The organism is Salinispora oceanensis, from assembly GCF_000383575.1.
GTDB lineage: Bacteria > Actinomycetota > Actinomycetes > Mycobacteriales > Micromonosporaceae > Micromonospora > Micromonospora oceanensis.
Map to the genome: position 1 here is coordinate 1,599,124 of NZ_KB911579.1, position 16,533 is coordinate 1,615,656.

General features: G+C 66.7%; 17 protein-coding genes. 11 read left to right on the top strand and 6 right to left on the bottom strand.

The genetic code is table 11. From position 1 onward, the window contains the following. The first annotated feature begins 6 nt into the window (after nucleotides 1-6). The 4 genes from SALPAC4_RS0107380 (at nucleotide 7) to SALPAC4_RS0107395 (ending at nucleotide 2,901) form a co-directional block, all read left to right on the top strand. Complete coding sequence (locus SALPAC4_RS0107380) at nucleotides 7-546, top strand: hypothetical protein (protein ID WP_019869765.1); 540 nt, start codon at nucleotides 7-9, stop codon at nucleotides 544-546. A 69-nt stretch (nucleotides 547-615) separates the two neighbouring features. Further along, complete coding sequence (locus SALPAC4_RS0107385; protein ID WP_019869766.1) at nucleotides 616-1,467, top strand: alpha/beta hydrolase; 852 nt, start codon at nucleotides 616-618, stop codon at nucleotides 1,465-1,467. Nucleotides 1,468-1,599: 132 nt separating this feature from the next. After that, the gene (locus SALPAC4_RS0107390; protein WP_019869767.1) at nucleotides 1,600-2,379 is read left to right on the top strand and encodes a VOC family protein; all 780 of its coding nucleotides are present in this window, start codon (nucleotides 1,600-1,602) and stop codon (nucleotides 2,377-2,379) included. 138 nt (nucleotides 2,380-2,517) lie between these two features. After that, nucleotides 2,518-2,901, top strand: a complete 384-nt coding sequence (locus tag SALPAC4_RS0107395; RefSeq protein ID WP_019869768.1) for a VOC family protein — start codon at nucleotides 2,518-2,520, stop codon at nucleotides 2,899-2,901. 118 nt (nucleotides 2,902-3,019) lie between these two features. Here SALPAC4_RS0107395 and SALPAC4_RS0107400 read toward each other — a convergent pair whose 3' ends face one another. Together SALPAC4_RS0107400 and SALPAC4_RS0107405 are read right to left on the bottom strand one after the other, a co-directional pair. Further along, nucleotides 3,020-3,490 (bottom strand): hypothetical protein, encoded by a 471-nt coding sequence (locus SALPAC4_RS0107400; RefSeq protein ID WP_019869769.1) that lies wholly within the window; start codon nucleotides 3,488-3,490, stop codon nucleotides 3,020-3,022. 410 nt (nucleotides 3,491-3,900) lie between these two features. Beyond that, nucleotides 3,901-4,650 carry an LPXTG cell wall anchor domain-containing protein gene (locus SALPAC4_RS0107405; RefSeq protein ID WP_019869770.1) on the bottom strand — a complete coding sequence of 250 codons (750 nt, stop codon included), beginning with the start codon at nucleotides 4,648-4,650 and terminating at the stop codon, nucleotides 3,901-3,903. Nucleotides 4,651-5,138: 488 nt separating this feature from the next. Here SALPAC4_RS0107405 and SALPAC4_RS0107410 point away from each other — a divergent pair, with 488 nt between their 5' ends. Continuing rightward, nucleotides 5,139-5,963, top strand: coding sequence for a thioesterase family protein (locus tag SALPAC4_RS0107410; protein ID WP_033664736.1), 825 nt, complete (start codon nucleotides 5,139-5,141; stop codon nucleotides 5,961-5,963). A gap of 229 nt (nucleotides 5,964-6,192) precedes the next feature. Here the strand turns inward: SALPAC4_RS0107410 and rsgA are convergent, their stop codons facing one another. The 3 genes from rsgA to SALPAC4_RS0107425 all read right to left on the bottom strand — a co-directional run bounded on the left by rsgA (nucleotide 6,193) and on the right by SALPAC4_RS0107425 (nucleotide 9,528). Next, nucleotides 6,193-7,200, bottom strand: a complete 1,008-nt coding sequence (gene rsgA, locus SALPAC4_RS0107415) for a ribosome small subunit-dependent GTPase A (protein ID WP_019869772.1) — start codon at nucleotides 7,198-7,200, stop codon at nucleotides 6,193-6,195. 309 nt (nucleotides 7,201-7,509) lie between these two features. Further along, nucleotides 7,510-8,790 (bottom strand): CobW family GTP-binding protein, encoded by a 1,281-nt coding sequence (locus SALPAC4_RS0107420; protein WP_019869773.1) that lies wholly within the window; start codon nucleotides 8,788-8,790, stop codon nucleotides 7,510-7,512. 279 nt (nucleotides 8,791-9,069) lie between these two features. Next, on the bottom strand, nucleotides 9,070-9,528 hold the full coding sequence (locus SALPAC4_RS0107425) for a GNAT family N-acetyltransferase (protein ID WP_019869774.1): 459 nt from the start codon (nucleotides 9,526-9,528) through the stop codon (nucleotides 9,070-9,072). Between the two features lie 184 nt (nucleotides 9,529-9,712). On the opposite strand from SALPAC4_RS0107425, the gene SALPAC4_RS0107430 reads away from it, so the two are divergent. From SALPAC4_RS0107430 to SALPAC4_RS0107450, 5 genes are all read left to right on the top strand, one after another. Continuing rightward, nucleotides 9,713-10,552 carry an SAM-dependent methyltransferase gene (locus SALPAC4_RS0107430; RefSeq protein ID WP_019869775.1) on the top strand — a complete coding sequence of 280 codons (840 nt, stop codon included), beginning with the start codon at nucleotides 9,713-9,715 and terminating at the stop codon, nucleotides 10,550-10,552. Between the two features lie 187 nt (nucleotides 10,553-10,739). After that, complete coding sequence (locus tag SALPAC4_RS0107435) at nucleotides 10,740-11,234, top strand: hypothetical protein (RefSeq protein ID WP_019869776.1); 495 nt, start codon at nucleotides 10,740-10,742, stop codon at nucleotides 11,232-11,234. Between the two features lie 107 nt (nucleotides 11,235-11,341). Continuing rightward, nucleotides 11,342-11,815, top strand: coding sequence for an ImmA/IrrE family metallo-endopeptidase (locus tag SALPAC4_RS25175; RefSeq protein WP_397537937.1), 474 nt, complete (start codon nucleotides 11,342-11,344; stop codon nucleotides 11,813-11,815). 6 nt (nucleotides 11,816-11,821) lie between these two features. Beyond that, on the top strand, nucleotides 11,822-13,060 hold the full coding sequence (locus tag SALPAC4_RS0107445) for an MAB_1171c family putative transporter (RefSeq protein WP_019869778.1): 1,239 nt from the start codon (nucleotides 11,822-11,824) through the stop codon (nucleotides 13,058-13,060). Next, nucleotides 13,057-13,938: an oxygenase MpaB family protein gene (locus SALPAC4_RS0107450; RefSeq protein WP_019869779.1), complete on the top strand. Its 882-nt coding sequence runs from the start codon at nucleotides 13,057-13,059 to the stop codon at nucleotides 13,936-13,938. The genes SALPAC4_RS0107445 and SALPAC4_RS0107450 overlap by 4 nt, the downstream gene beginning before the upstream one ends. 37 nt (nucleotides 13,939-13,975) lie before the next feature. Here the strand turns inward: SALPAC4_RS0107450 and SALPAC4_RS0107455 are convergent, their stop codons facing one another. Then, a complete protein-coding gene (locus SALPAC4_RS0107455) occupies nucleotides 13,976-15,286 on the bottom strand; it encodes a sugar transferase (protein ID WP_019869780.1) in 1,311 nt (436 codons plus the stop codon). A gap of 186 nt (nucleotides 15,287-15,472) precedes the next feature. Between SALPAC4_RS0107455 and SALPAC4_RS0107460 the strand changes: the two genes are divergently transcribed. Beyond that, the gene (locus tag SALPAC4_RS0107460; RefSeq protein WP_449619068.1) at nucleotides 15,473-16,531 is read left to right on the top strand and encodes an LCP family protein; all 1,059 of its coding nucleotides are present in this window, start codon (nucleotides 15,473-15,475) and stop codon (nucleotides 16,529-16,531) included. The last annotated feature ends 2 nt before the right edge of the window (nucleotides 16,532-16,533 follow it).

Consider the following 16,533-nt stretch of genomic DNA (forward strand, 5'->3'; position numbering starts at 1 on the left):
GGCGCCATGTTTGCCGAGCACGTGCGGGACTTTGCGGCAACTGCCGTGATCTTCGGATTCTTCGCTTCGAGTTGGTTCGGCTGGGCGCAGGAAGCCCCTCCGGGCAGGTGGCGCGGGCTCCTCGCCGCCGGCTCGGTGACCGGCCTCCTCACCGCGATCGCCGGTGCTCTGCTGACCTGGCGGCTCTGGCACAACGGCACCGCCTTCGACGAGGCCACCAGCCGGGCGTTCGGGGTCGTGGTCGCCATCGAGTTCGGGGCCGCTGGCCTCGGGGCGGTCCTGCTCGCGCGCCGCGGCCGACGGGACCTGATCTCGATGTGGGTCGCCTTCGTCGTCGGTGTCCACCTCTTCCCAGTCGCCACGCTGATCGGCTATCCGATGATCCACCTGGTCGCCGCTCTCATCACGGTCGTCTCGGTCGCCGCGATCCCGGTCGCCCGGGCCCGGAAGCTGTCCGTGAGCGCAGTCGTCGGTGCGCCAACCGGGCTGGTCCTGCTCACCGCCGCCCTCTTCTCCGTGGTCTCCGCAGCCATCCTCGGCTTCTGAATCCCCGCTCCGCTGGGCGGGCCTAATCTCGCTTGCCGCGGTCATGCGGTTGTCCTTTAGGTTGCCCAGGTGACTGTCGAGATCCCCTACCGCCCGCTCCCCCTCAACCAGTCGAACGTCCGGTACGCCCATGGCCCGGACTCGAGCGCGCAGCAGGGTGTACCCGCCGGCGAAACCATCGAGTTCGACTGGCGTGAGAGCCACGCCTACCCCGGAACATCTCGCAAGTTCTGGGTTCACCTCCCGGCGCAGTACGACCCCACCAAGCCAGCGGCGCTGATCGTCTTCCAGGATGGAAAGTTATACTTCGACCCAGAAGGAGAGGTCCGGTGCGGAATCGTTCTGGACAATCTCATCCACCGCGGGGAAATTCCGGCCACCATTGGCCTGTTCGTGGACCCGGGAACAATCGAGGGGGCCGCGCAGCCGAAAAACCGTAACCTCGAATACGACGCCTTCAACGACCGGTACGCCAACTTCCTCCTGGACGAGATCATCCCTCAGGTAGCCAACCGCTACTCCATCACCGAGGACCCTGAACTATGGGGCATTGGCGGCGGCAGCAGTGGCGGTAACTGCGCCTTCACTGCCGCGTGGTTCCGCCCGGACAAGTTCCGTCGGGTCTTCGGCTGCCTGTCCAGCTTTGCGCAGATGCCCGGCGGTAATCCATACCCCGAACTGATTCCCCGCGTTCCCCACAAGCCGCTACGCGTCTTCTTGCAGGCAGGCCACCGAGACCTGCGCTGGAACGAGCCCGAGCGAAACTGGCTGGCCAACAACCTCCGGGTCGCGGCCGCTCTGGCCGAAGCCGGCTATGACTTCCGTCTTGTGCTGGGCGATGGTGGCCACAGTCCGAACCATGGCGGGACCCTGATCCCCGACGCACTGCGGTGGTTGTGGCGACCGGCCGACAGCCTATGAGCGAAGCTTCTCCTTTCCCGGACACCACCGGGTCGTCCCGCTGGCCGCACCGCGAGTGTTACTACCCTCCGCGCAAGCGTGCTGGTCGTAGAGTGTCGGGTGGGAAACTGGACCCAGGGAACGGGAGATCCCATGAGTGACGTTGACGGCGCGTACGCCTCCGGCACGCCGTGCTGGTTCGACATGACGGTGCCCAGCCGGGACACCGCAATGGACTTCTACGGACCGGTGCTGGGCTGGACCTTCCAGGGCGACTTCTACACGATGTGCCAGGTTCGCGGAAAACCGGTAGCGGCGATCGCCGAACCACATCCGGGCGAACCGGCGCCCGCCCAGTCGAACTGGACGATCTACCTCGCGACGGCGGACTGCGCAGCGGCCCTGCGACGGGTCACCGATGCCGGTGGCAAGGTGGTGAAGCCGCGACAGGACGCCATGGTCGGCTGGATGGCGATCGCCCAGGACACCACCGGTGGCGTCTTCGCCCTGTGGCAGGGCCGCGAGCTGAGTGGGTCGCAAGTGGTTGACGAGGGCGGAGCGCCATGTTGGAGCGAGGTGACCAGCGCCGACCTGGCCGCCACCGTTGAGTTCTACCGGCGGGTCTTCGGCTACGACACCGAACCGCACGAGGACGCGCCCTACGTGACGCTCAACTCCGGTGGTCGACCGGTGGCGGGAGTCTTCGCCGGCGCGGAGCAACGCCCACACGAAGGGCACGCGGCGTGGCTGGCGTACTTTCAGGTCCCCGACGCGGAGAAGGCCGCGGAGCAGGCGGTGTCGCACGGTGGTCGGGTGGTGACGGCTCCGCAGGAATCGCCGCACGGACGCGACGTCCTCCTAGCCGATCCGTTCGGAGCCACCTTCGTGGCCACCGAACGCCGCGGCCCGTTCCGCCTCGGACATACGAGATAAGCCCTGGCGCCGATCCGTCCGCACCTCGCAGCCCCGGTCCTTTCCCTTTGACGCTCCCGGCCGATAGGATGCGATTAAGGAATACGTCGATCTTCAACCAGCACGGTCGGGATTGAGTGCGAAGGGAACGGACACCAAATGAACCAAACCAAGGTAGGCACAATCGCGGGCTTCGACCTGACCGTCCAGAATGCAGACGGCATACGCGACTTCTACGCAGACGTGACTGGCTGGAAGCCGGAGCCGCTGAGCATGGGCGACTACGACGACTACATGATGCTCGCACAGGACGGTAACCCGGTCGCTGGCATCTGCCATGCCAGGAACGGCAACGCTGACCTACCGCCACAGTGGATCACGTACATCGCGGTCAGCGACCTTGCCGCAAGCCTGGCGCGGGTAACCAAAAAGGGCGGTGAGGTGGTACGGCAGCCCAACGGCACCGGTCCGGGCAATTTCGCGCTGATCAAGGACCCCGCGGGCGCGGTCGTCGCACTGATGCAGGACCCCCACCCAAGCTGAGCCGCACACGACCTCAGCTATCGGGAACCCACCGAGCCCGGCGGAGCACTTTCCCACGTTCCGGCAGGCGCCGATCGAGTCGTTGCACCTCCCACAGCGCCCTGGTCAGGGAGCACCTTCAGCTCGGGCTGATCGCTGCACGAATCCCGACAGCGACAGCAATCAAGAGGAGGTACGAGACGACGCTGACGCCAACCATGCCCATTGCCTTGGCAGCCGATCCGGCCTGAATCCGGGCGACATGCAGGTTCGCCCATAAGCCCAGCGCTCCGACAAGTCCACCGAGAGCACCCCCAATCGCTATCAGCAGGAGAGGCAGCGGAGCCAACACCCGCAGCATGACTGGTATCGAAGGACCGGTCCGGTGCCGCACGCCGCTGACCTCCACCGTCGGGTAGGGATCGGCAAACGCGATGCGTACGGTGGCTTCGACCGAACTACCGTCTGTGGCCGGCAACGTGTACTGACGCCTGCCCGACCGGGGGGCGGATACTCCGCCCACGGTGACTTTCGGGTTCCCCAGAAGGGCGTTGGTCGTGACAACAATCGGGCCGGCCACGCCGTCGATGCTGATGGGTTCCGTGTTCACCGGTGTGATCTTAGAGAAGCCTATTCAGCTTCGTCCAATCCGTCCCGAGGAGCACATCGCCGCCCGGTCCGGTCCCTAGCTCGCGACCCGACGAACACAGTCAGCACACCAGGGGAACAGCATGGCGATCATGCGACCGGTCAGCCACTGTGACACTGCCGCGATCAGCCCATTTCGGTGCACTGACAGGGTCGCGTGGTAATCACCCTCAGCCCGGCCAGACCTGCGGGAGTAGCGCGTCGCGGCGCACCTCGCCAAGCACGACGCTGGTCGCGCCCGGACTGACAGGGTCGCGTGGTAATCACCCTCAGCCCGGCCAGACCTGCGGGAGTAGCGCGTCGCGGCGCACCTCGCCAAGCACGACGCTGGTCGCGCCCGGCCCGACGAAAGTGTCGAGCCGGGCGCGGTCACTATGCCTGGAAACGGGTACGGCGTCGACGTCCGATCACGTATCCCGCACCGCCGAGGAGCAGCAGCGCACCTCCAATGCCGGCCGCGGTCGCGGTGGCGGCACCCGTCACGGGCAGCCCACCGCCTTCGCCGCCGGTGGCACCCGGGTCGACCGGGGGAGCAGAGGTCGGCGTACCAGTCGGCGCACCGGTTGACGTAGCAGTTGGCGTAGCGGTCGGGGTAGCAGTCGGCGTAGCGGTCGGGGTAGCAGTCGGCGTCGGTGTGGGCTGAACGGCGCAGTCAAGCTCGCGTGCGGCGTACAGACCGTCGTTGAGGTAGTCCAGATACACATCGACGTCTGTCTGGTTCAGTACCTCCTGGGTAGCCGCGTCCACGTTGGGACCAGCGTCGACCAACGTCCGGGTCACCGAGATCGACAGATCCGCTGACCAGGCCTGCTGCATATCCTCCTTGAGGAATGACCGAAGTTCCCCCGCGTCCCTCAACCGCTCTTTAATCTCGCGCGGCACAACAATCAACAGATCAGCCTCGGCCGCGGAGAAAATCTGGGTGGCCAGCACCTGCACCTCCAGATCGGTGGCGGTGTCCAGGTTGATGTTCACCAACTCACGGATGTCCGTGTATACCTTGCGCTCAATCGGCTGGCAGGACGGGTCCAGCCCGGGCGGTTCGACCTGAGCCGCCGCCGGTGTCGCCGGAATCAAAAAGGCCGCCGCCGTTAGGGCAGCAGCCAGGAACTTCCATCGCATGCGGTTTTCCTCCCGTAAATCAAACACCGAGATATTACCGCTGACCAACGGAAGTACAGGGGATGGGTCGCGCCGAGATCACTTTGCTGGAATGCTGACCACTAGGGGGGGTTAGGGCGAAATTCGGTGGTTAGTCACAGTTGGCCATTACCCGGACCCCATCAACCCGAGAAAGCGCCAAGATCTACGCGGTTTCGCCGCCTCGATGCCCCGTTCGGAAGTTCCACTCCATCCAGTAACATATTTCCCCTTAAATATGGACGAGAGCGGCAAAAAGATCGACACAAAGCGAAGCAGCCGCGATCGGCCGCATGGCCATTGACAGCTGGCACTACGCTCGCATCGCCGACGCAACAGACGACCCGCGCCACATCACCCAGAGACACCTGCGAGCAACCGCTCAGCGGTCCGAAAATGACTGTTTCGCTACGACTAGACCCATGGCCCCCTACACGGCAGCTTCTACAAATAGTCCGGAAGGAGCGATTATGCAGCGGACCGAGCTATCGGAAGCGCGGACTGATACGCGCCAGGTCGAGGTGGAATCGGGTTGGGACACCGTCGGTGGGGTCCCGAACGGCGCTTACCTGATCGCCCTGGCCTTGCGGGCGGCGGAAGAAAGCCTGCCCGGGTCCGTACCGTTGACCGTCACCGGCCACTTCCTGCGTCCGGGTGCTCATGGGCCGGCAGGCGTCACCGTGGAGGTGGTCAAGCAAGGGCGGAGCACCAGCACGGTGACAGCTGTTCTGGAACAGAAGGGTAAGGAGCGGCTCCGCCTCCTAGCCACCTTCGGCGCGCCAGAGCTACTCGAAGGGCCAACGATCTTCGCGCCACATCCCCCCGAGATCCCCAGGCCGGACCAGTGTGTGGTGCCTCCGCGGGCAGCCGCGGCCGCGCTCGGTGCCACCTTGGCCGACCGGTACGAATACCGCCTGGTCCCGCCGTCGCGGTGGTTGGGAGCTGAGGCTGGCGAGCCGAATCTGGACGCATGGATCCGGTTCGCCGACGGCAGTGACGTGGACCTGGTGGCGCTGGTGCTGTTCGCGGACGCGTTCCCGGGGGCCGTCCTCGAAGCGGTGGACGGAATGGCGCCGACTCTGGAACTCACGGTGCACCTGCGGCACCAGCCCACCGCCGGTTGGATTCAGGTGCGCACCAGCTGCCGCATGCTCGCCGGCGGACTGGCCGAACAGGACGTGGAGCTCTGGGACTCCCGAGGGCAGCTGGTGGCTATGTCCCGACAGCTGATGGCCTACGTCGCCCCGGACGGGCGTGCGGGAACGGATGAGCTGGTCCGCGGCAAGGTTGGCTAACCCGCCGCGCAACGGGTGTGCCGGACGGGTCCACCGGTTCGCCCGGCGGACCCGTCCGGCGCACCCCAGCACCTGTACCTACGGCCTCGGCGTCGTGGCGCTTAACAGACCCCCACCGTCAACCCGAGTGCCGCAGGGCCTGGGACGCGGGGCACCACGGGCTTCTTCAGTCGCCACGATCTCGCCGTCCGCGCCCAAGGTAGGGCCCGTGGGCGAGGATCGGAGCGGGTCAACGCCGCTTCGCCCGCTGGGCATCCTTGATGACCCGGGCGAGTCTCCGACCCGCGCGGCGCTGGGCCGCAGGATCCGCGCGGAGTTCTGCCCACGCGGCCTCCCGGCACAGCTGGTTCCAGGCCCGCAGTCGTTGCTCGCTCAGCCTCCCGTCGGCGACGGCCGCGAGCACCTCGCAGCCAGGCTCGTTGGCATGGCTGCAGTCGCCGAAGCGACAGCCGAGCGCCAACTCCGCGAGGTCGTCGAACCCCGCGTCAACGGTGGCAACGTCGGCATGAACGCCGACCTCGCGCATGCCGGGGGTGTCGATCAGGCAACAGCCGCCCTCCAGCGCGAAGAGCTGCCGGGCAGTGGTGGTGTGCCGGCCCTTCGCGTCCGAGCTGCGGACCTTTCCGGTGGCACCCAACTCCCGACCGGCAAGGGCGTTGAGGAGCGTCGATTTTCCTGCCCCGGACTCGCCGACGAGCACCAGCGTGCGCTCCGCGCACCGGCCGAGGAGGTCGGATACCCCGGTGGCGGTCACCGCCGCCACAGAGATGATGTCGACGCCGGGATGCTGCTGGAGCAGACCGTCTTCGATGGCGGCGGTGGAGCCCACCAGGTCGGCCTTGGCGAGGATCACCAGGGGTACCGCTCCAGCGTCCCAGGCAAGCGAGGTGAAACGTTGCAGCCGGCCGTGGACGACCGGCCGGTCCAAGCCGCAGACAATTCCCACCACGTCGACGTTCGCGGCGATGAGCTGGCTCCCTCCGGTGGAGGGGTCGCGACGGCGTAGTAGCGAGGCCCGTGGCAGCAGGTCGAGGACGCGATCGTCATTGACGACGACCCAGTCACCGACGGCGAGCGCGGGCGCCGAGGACCGTACGGGGAAGTGACGGGTGTCACCTTCGGTGCTGATCAGGACGGCTGAACCGTCGTGGCGGACAACCCGCCCCGGACGGCCGGCACCGTGTGCGGCAAGCGCCGCCTGCCATCGGTTCGACCAGCCTAAGGCGGTAAGAGACAAGGATGATTCTGGGGTCGCCGATGGACCCCGATGGGGAAAAGACAACTGAGGAACCCTCTGTGTGAAGGAGTGAGATCCGATCGGGTGAACCGATCGTCACCTGATGTCGCTCAGGCGCACGAAGCGTGGCGGTTCTCAGCAGTCACATGCATGAAAACGCCACCTCCTCCTTCAGGTCCCGCAGCCTCGAGGTGAGGCCCCCGAACACTTTACGCCATCCGTTCGCCCGCGTCACGGCCGAAGGACTTCCGCTCGACCGGGATCGACGGCCGATGGTCAACGGGTTGCAACAGAGCGCTGCGGCCTGGCTTAGGTGGCACCACCTTCGGTGGGGGGAACGTCGACGGCCGGGAAGCACCCAGCTAACGGGTCGTCGTAGTGCCGCCAGGCGTCGCTGCCGTCGGCGAGTTCGTCATCGGTGAGCAGACAACTGGTGAGGGTGTGGCACAGCGAGACGGGGTCGAGGCCCAGGCCGATGAAGACCAGGTGCTGGTGGCGGTCGCCGTAGTAGGGGTCCCAGTCGAGTGCGGCGGCGAGCCGGCGGTGGTCGGACACGTCCTCCCAGCAGGAGTCGGGAAGGGCAACCAGCCAGTGGCCGAGGGAGCCGAGGCGGAGTCCACCCCCGGCGAAGTTCCAGGCGATCACCGTGTCGGGCTGGCTGGCGAGCCAGAGGTGCCCGCGAGAGCGTACGACCTGGTCGTTGAGGTCCTCAAACGCGTCGTGGATACGCCGCGGGTGGAACGGGCGGCGGGCCCGGAAGACGACCGAGACGATGCCGCAGTCCGGGTCCGGCTCGTGCACCCCGAGGACGTACCCCTCAAGGCCACGGGTGAGGATGCCGGGGGTCTCGGGCCGGTGCCGGAGGGTGCCGCGCAGTTGGCGGGTCAGCGCGGCGGCGTCGAGCTGGTCATCGTTGACGGTCACCTGCATCGCCCACGGCGCCATCCGCTCGAGCAGCACCGACAGGCGACTGGTGCCGTAGGCGCCGGCTCGGGACCGGCCCCAGAGAACGAGGGTGTCGGCGTACTCGATCTGTCGGACGATGACGTCGGCCAGCGCCCGGTCGTCGTAGTCCGCCGCCGCGATGCCGAGGTGCTTCAGGTCGTCGGTGCTGACGAGCCCGTCGAGCAGATGTTCGGCATCGACGACGGTGACATAGGAATCGATCCGGATCAGGTCGGTGATCGGCGCGCCCTCAACGGGGCAGTGCGCGCAGACGGCGGCGACCGCCTCGGGCTCGACCACCTCGGGCAGCATCAGCAGCAGGTCGCGGTTGGGCTGCGCGCGGGCCAGCCGGGCGAGGGTGGGCAGCACATCTTCCCGCAGCGTGCAGGGGACGCATCCGTGTGCGAGCTTGATCCGCTCGTCCTCGAGTACGCCCGCACTGTCGCGCACGACCCGCCGCACGGTGCCGACGCTCAGGTCGGCGAGGTCATGCTGGACCAACAGCAGGGTCGGATCCGCCACCAGCAGCGTACGGGCGACGGCGTACGTCGCGGACGGCCAGGAGCCGCTGAGCACGGTCAGGGACGGCCGGGTGCCGGCTACCGCGGCACCGGGGTCGGTGGGCGCGAGTGGAGACGTTGCCATCACAGTCCTCTCAACTCTTAATGAAAACGATTGTCAGTCTAAGCCCATCGGACGTGCCGGGTGGGCAGGGCGTCGACATCCAGCCCACGGAACCCGGTAAGACGACACTTGTTAAAAGCCCCAGGGATCGCGCTAGTCCCGACGCGGTGCTGCCACCGACGCGAAGCCCAACTTCGGCGACACCGGTCACACTCACACCGCCGCACCTGCCGCCGACGGGTCCCGACCGACCGGACCGTCTGCCCCCCACCCGAGAGCGACCCGTCGCGCGCCCAATCCTCAGGAGAGGCCGCGGACACCTACCGTCTGTCCGCCGCTCTCCTCTCCGGTCGGCCGAAAGCCCAACCTCAGGTAGAAGCCCGCCGGTCCCCCCGCCCCCGGCTCCCAGGTGACGTAGGCCCGGTCACCACCCCTGGCCCGGATTTCTCGACATACGGCGTCAACCGCGAACCGACCGTAGCCGCGCCCCTGGGCGTCAGCGGCGATATTCAGCCGCCACAGGCCCGACCTCAGATCGTCGACATCATGGTCGGGCCCCCACGGAGTATCCAAGAAGGCCATAGCGAAGCCGACCAGTTTGTCGCCGTCATAGATCAACCTTGGCCAGGCGTAGTCGGGCCAGACGTACGCCTCCGCGAGCGACTCGGCCACGGACTCGACAAGGTGCTCCTGATCGGGCCGCACCGAGAGCGCGAGAGCCGCTTCAAGATTCTCTGGGGTGATCCGCTCCAGCCGCATGCGGCGGACCGTAGCCGACCAGAGGCAGAACTGCCGACCGTTTCCCCGACGTAGTGCGGCTTCACCTGCGCGCGAGAGGTACGCCCCGATCTCGTCCCCCACAACGGACAGACGACAGCCGGTTTCGTTACCCCTGCTACGGTGTGGGAGAAGTCACCCATCGCGAGTCGAGAAGAGATTCCCAGTGACAAACACCCCTTCGGAAACCACGCGACCGGCCGCCAAACCGAACGGGTCACTCTCCTCGAAGATCGACACTACGATTGCGCACCCGGCCCGGATCTGGAACTACTGGCTGGGCGGCAAGGACCACTTCGAGGTGGATCGTGAGGTCGGCGACCACACGATCGCCGCCTACCCACACATCCTCGAACTGGCCCGCAACCAGCGATCCTTCCTGGTACGTGCGGTCACTCACCTGGCCAAAGAGACCGGCATTCGCCAGTTTCTGGACATCGGCACCGGCCTGCCGACGGCGAACAACACCCACGAGGTCGCCCAGTCGATCGCACCCGAGTCGCGCATCGTCTACGCCGACAACGACCCGCTGGTCCTGGTGCACGCCCGGGCGCTACTCACCAGCCACCCCGAGGGTGCCACCGACTACATCGACGCCGACCTGCGGGACCCTGACAAGATCCTCGCCGCGGCGGCCAAGACACTCGATTTCACCAAGCCGATCGCCATCACCATGCTCGGCATTGTGATCTTCCTGGCTGACGACGACGAGGCCTACCGGGTAGTCGACCGCCTGGTTGAGGCGCTTCCGTCGGGGAGTTACCTGGCGATGACACACACCACCAACGCCATCCACGGGGCCGCGACCGACGAGGCGGTTCGGATCTGGAACGAGGGCGGTTCAGACCCGATGGTGGTGCGTAGTCTCGACGGCATCGGCCGATTCTTCCGCGGCCTTGAGTTGGTCGAGCCGGGCATCGTCTCGCTGACCCGATGGCGACCCGACGCCGACACCGCCGCCGGGCCCGAGGTTGACGAGTTCTGCGGGGTGGGCCGCAAGCCGTAACCGGCAGGCAGGACACCGCAGACGGCTACTTTCCGGCTTCCGGCGGCGCGACCGGCGGCACCAGCGGATCGACTCGCGGCAAGAAAGTCGTAGGCGTCATAGATAACGGTAATGTGTCGACACCTGTCGTACCGGGCATCGGCGGTGTAACACTGCTGCGGATCGGTCACGGGGAGGGTGAGGACCATTGGTTGCGGAGCACCAAGGCCGGCAGGAATTGCCGCCCCTCGACACCCTCGCCGACCGCTTGGAGTACCTGTTCGAGACCATCCGCCCCACCCCGGAAGAGCTTGGGCGGTCCGAGGAGCCCGGTCGGAGGTACACGAACAAGGAAATCGCTGACAAAATCAACGGGCAGCAGGCGGAGACGGGAGTATCCATCAGCGCCGCCTACATCGGAGAGCTACGCCGAGGCGTGGCGCGTGATCCGCGCACCTCGCACGTCCGCGCCCTGGCCCGCGCCTTTGGCGTCCACTCGGGATATTTTGTGGATGACGCTGCCGCGCATCGGGTTCAGGAGCAGATCCGACTCCTCAGCGAGCTGCGACGAATGGGAGTCAAGCAGGTAGCACTGCGGCAGGTTCTCACGGACACCGGCTTGTCCTCGGCCGATTCTCGGCTGGTGGAACAGATGGTCGCCCGCCTGAAAGCCCTCGGTGACAGCCACCGGAACGGCCCTTGACAGCCCTGCTTGTCCTGCGGTGGAGGCATGTGGATTACCGGGGGGAAGCTGACGTGACACCGCGCCAACTACGTAAGCGCTGCGAACGGCTGGTCGCCGGGCTCGCCATGCCCGATACATTTGATATGCCGGATCTGTGCCGGTTCCTAGGAGGGCGGCGGGGACGACCTATCCACCTGGTTCCGATCAGCCTGCCAGTGCACACCGTGTGCGGCATGTGGGTCCCGACGGGCACCTTCGACGCGGTCTTCTATGAGCGGGACACCTCGCCGATACACCAAATGCTGATCATCGGGCACGAGCTGGGTCACCTGCTCGCCGGACATCGGCCCGCTGCCGTCTTGGACCCTGATGCTGCCAAGCTGCTCCTGCCAGACCTCGACCCCCAGACCGTGCAACGCTTCCTCGGCCGGAGCAACTACGCCGCCGAGGAGGAGCGGGAGGCGGAGATGATCGGCTCGCTCCTGCTGCGGCGGCTCCGCGACAGTTCGAACCCTGCTGAGCCGGAGCCCCCTCGAGACGATCCCGAGGCCGACCTGTGCGACCGGCTACGGCAGTCGCTAGAAGACCCCGGCCGGTAGCAGCCGATGGATACCGTGCTCTACGGCCTCTGCGCCGGCGCTGGCTGGGCGACCTTCGCCTACGCCCTACGGCTGCTGCGACGACACCCCACGCCGGCACGCCGCGCGCTCTGCATCGCGTTCGGCGCCTTCGCCATCGGCGTCACCCTGGCCATCCCACCGCTCGCCACCGGCATTGAGACCGGCTTGGGGCTACCAAATTTGGCCAAGGTACTCGCCCACGGCTGCGCCATGACCATCGCCGCCTCCGCCGAACACATGCTGCTCTACCTCGCGCTGCCCGCCGCCCAGGCGGCCACCCGCACCCGACGGTGGGTCTGGATCACGGCCGGCGCGTACCTCGTCATGGTCGCCCTGTATGCCCACACCCTCGGCTACGACCAGCCGGTTCAGTTGACCGTTGAGTACGCCACCGACCCGGCGGTCTCGGCATATCTACTGATTCTCATGGTGGCGGGCTTCTTCGCGTACTGCATCGAAATCGCCCGGCTGTGTTGGAAGTTCGCCCGCATCTGCGACCGACCCTGGCTCCGACGTGGCCTGCGCATCACCGCCGCCGGCGCCGCGGTGGCCATGCTCTACAGCACGAACAAGGTCATCTACTTGGTCGCCTACTGGAGTGGGCTACAGCCAACCGGCGAACGCGAGATCGCCGCGGTCCTGGTCACCATCGGCGCACTACTCATGATGATCGGCCTGACCATGCCCGCCTGGGGTCCACTGATACCCCTTCCCCGGTGCTGGGACCACCTGCGCGCCTACCGTCGCCTCGGGCCGCTGTGGCACGACCTCACCGCGGCGCTGCCCGAGCTTGAGCTGGACCCACAACTCCGCCGGCCGCTCGTCGCCCTACGTGATCTCGACTACGCGCTGACCCGTCGCGTAGCCGAGATCCGCGACGGACGGCTGGCGCTGCGCCCCTTCCTGGACGCCCGAGTCACCCAGGTCGCAGGCGCCCTCGCCGAGCAGGCGGGCCTCGCCGGCGACGACCGGCTCGCCGCCATCGAGGCCGCCCAGTTGGCCTTCGGCCGGCGAGCGCACCGAGCCGGCGTCACCGCCACCCAGCCGCATCCGGCCGAGGCCCCACCCCGACCGGCCGACGGCTACGCCGGCGAGATCACCTGGCTCACCCGAGTCGCGACCGCGTACCACCAGTCCCCGGTGGTGGCCGCCACCCTCGACGTCACCGAGCACCTCACCGCCACCGGCCCTCGGCCACAGCCTGTTGGAGACCCACACCCGTGAGAGACCGCCTCGTTCACCTGCACCGGATCCGCTCACTCGACCCCGACGACGACCACCTGACGATCTACCAGACCATGCTGCGGTACGAGTTCCCGTGGGACATGAAGCTCGGACTCAACCTCGCCTTCAACCGCTCGTTCTCAATCCCGGAGATCGCCGCGGTGCACACCGCCACCGGCGAACTCACCGAACGCACCCAGCAGCGGATCGACGACACCGGCCTGCTCATGTACGAGCTCGTGCTCAACGGCTTCGAGCAGCCCCGCGGACGCGACGCCCTCCGCCGGATCAACCAGATCCACCGCTCCCACCGAATCAGCAACGACCACTACCGCTACGTCCTCGCCTGCCTGATCGTGATCCCCACCCGCTGGCTGGAACGCTACGGCTGGCGCCGCCCCTGCTGCCACGAGCGGCGCGCGACCTGGCGGTTCTACCTGGAGTTGGGCCGCCGGATGGGTATCACCGACATCCCCGACTCCTACCAGGCGGTCGAGGCCTGGTTCGACGAGTACGACCGGGCCCAGCTGCGCCCCAACGACGACGCGGCCGCGATCGAGCGCGCTACCCGGATGCTGATGCTGAAACGGCTACCCGCTGCCCTCGCCCCGGTGGGCAATGCACTGGTCAGCGCCATCTACGACCCAGCCTTACGCACCGCGACCCAGGTGGCGAACCCACCCTGGCCGGCGCGGGTCGGACTGCACCTGGCCCTCCGCGCCCGCGCGCACACGCAACGCTGGCTCGGACGACCCCCGGCGGTCCCCCTGTTCGCCGACGGCATCAAGACCAAGACCTACCCCCACGGGTACGACATCAGCCAGCTCGGACCCAGCCCACCCGCCGCGGCCGACGACACCCCGGCTCAACGCCGATGAAGTTGAACACCTATAACCCCAACGCACCCACTGGCCTTCAGCGGCCGCCGCCACGCACCACTTCGATGACCGTTCGCACGATGACCTTGATATCCAACCAGAGCGACCAGTTCTCGATGTAGTAGTTGTCAAACCGAGCCCGGTCGGAGATCGGCGTATCGCCGCGCAATCCACTGACCTGCGCCAGCCCCGTCAACCCGACCGGCACGCGGTGCCGCATGGCGTACTCGGGGTAGTCCGCCGAAAAGCGATCGACGAAGTATGGCCGCTCCGGACGCGGCCCCACCACAGTCATGTCGCCGCGGAGAATATTCCACAGCTGGGGTAGTTCGTCGAGCGACGTACGACGCAGGAAGCGGCCAACCGGACCGATCCGGGGGTCGGCGGCGACGGACCACGTGGTCTGCGACTCGGTATCGTCTGCAAGTCGCATCGACCGGAACTTCAGCAGCTCGAACGGGCGGCCGTAACGTCCAATCCGTTCCTGGCGGAACAGGATACCGGGGCCGCCCCCGATCCGGGTGACAATCGCGCACAGTAACAGGACGGGGCTCAGGAGCAGCAGTGACGTGGCCGCGATGATGACGTCGAAGACACGTTTCAATGCGAACTGCGGACCGGTCAGCGAGGGACGAGTGACTCTCCGGACGCCGATCGCACCGATGTGGTCGGGAATGCCGTGGCGGGAATGGAACTCCCGTAGCCGAGGGACGACCCACAGGTCACAGGCGGCAACACCGGGTAGGCGGGCGACCCGCAGGAGCTCTGCGTCGCTGCAGGCGACATCGGCGATCAGCACCACCTCACAGTGAAGTATCCGGATAACTTCTTCGAGGTCGTTCAAGTCACCGATCAACGGCTGGCTGTCACTACGGTCATGGCTGGTGGACGTCACGTCGACAAAGCCAGCAAAATGCAGGCCATACTCGGGGTATCGGCGTAGCAGACGAGCCAGCTCGGTAGCTATTGGGCCGCCACCGACAATGATGGTGGAGTGTTCGACCCAGCGCCGCCGACGAGCGGTCAGCACCGCCATCCGGGTCAGCATCCGCCCGGCCAGGACTAGCGCAGCCGCAATCGCCACGACCCGCATGAAGCCCGCCACGTATTCGACGGAGTCGTGGCGTGCGGCCGCGATGAGTGCGACGACCGCGGCGGCGGCGAGCAAGCGGACACATAGTTGGGGCAGCTCATCCAGGAAACTGATGTGTCGCCGCCCAACATAGAGGCCCCCCAGGGCAAATATGGACACGGTGACCGACCCGGCAGCAATCATGCCTTTCCAGTAGTCCTGGTTCCACACCAGCGGTACCAGGAAGGCACTGAGGTCGACTGGAAGCGTGAGCATCCAGGCCCGAAGCGCCCGGGTACGTTGAGAGGAGGGTGACCTCAGGTAGGGCAGCACCGTCGTCGATGCCGAACGCTGCCGTGGCACAGTCCACACCTGCGGCATGAAATCTCCCGAGTCCCCGCTCCCGCCACTGAGGATGATACGACGACTATCGAGTTTGTACTGCCCGTTAAAATCGCCGTCATGTCCGTCGATTCACCCCCCGCTGGCGCCGACCCGTCGCCCGGAGACCAAATCCAGCCACCCCGTCGGCGTCGATGGCGACGAGTGGTTTTGATTGTCCTGGCAACGCTTACCCTGCTCGGTGGCGGCGGCGCGCTGGCCGTGACGTTGTACGCGCGTGACATTGACAACGACATACCCCGGATTGAGGCATTCGCCGAGGTTCCGCAGGAGGCCCGGCCGGCGAAGGACACGGCTGCCGGCGACGCGATGAACTTCCTGATCCTAGGCAGCGACACCCGCGACCCGGAGAGCACCGGCGGCTCACGGGCCGACACCATCATCCTCATGCACCTGCCGGCGGACCGCTCCGGTGCACAACTGGTGTCGATCCCCCGTGACACCTGGGTGCAGGTGCCGCGAAGTGCGGACGGACAGCGTGGCGGCACGGAGGCCAAGATCAACGCTGCCTACGCCTGGGGCGGCACACCGCTGATGGTGCAGACCGTCGAGAGCTACACCGGCGTACGAATCGACCATGTGGTGATGGTCGACTTCGCCGGCTTCAAGGAGATCGTTGATGCACTGGACGGGGTCGAGATCGACGTGGAAAAGGCGTTCACCTCGACACATTCCCTGAACCCGGACAGCATCCGCGAGTTCATCGCAGGGCCGCAGACCATGGATGGTGCCGCGGCGCTGGACTACGCACGGGAGCGCTACGCGTTCGAGGACGGCGACTTCGCCCGGATCCGGCATCAGCAGCAGGTGATCAAAGCGATCATCAACAAGGCGGCCTCCGGTGGCGTCCTGACCAGTCCCCGTAAGCTGAACTCGTTCCTGCGAGCCACCGCCGACGCGGTCGCCATCGACGAAACGCTGAATATTCTCACCACCGCTCGTGACCTGCGCCACCTACGCAGCGACAGTCTGGGCTTCTACACCAGTCCCACATCCGGCACCGGAACCCGCGGCAACCAGAGCGTCGTACTGCCCGATCCGGCCAAGGCAGAGGCGTTCTACAACGCGGTACGCCGCGACGACACTGCGCAGATCGCGGCGATCGGAGCGGCCAGATAGCA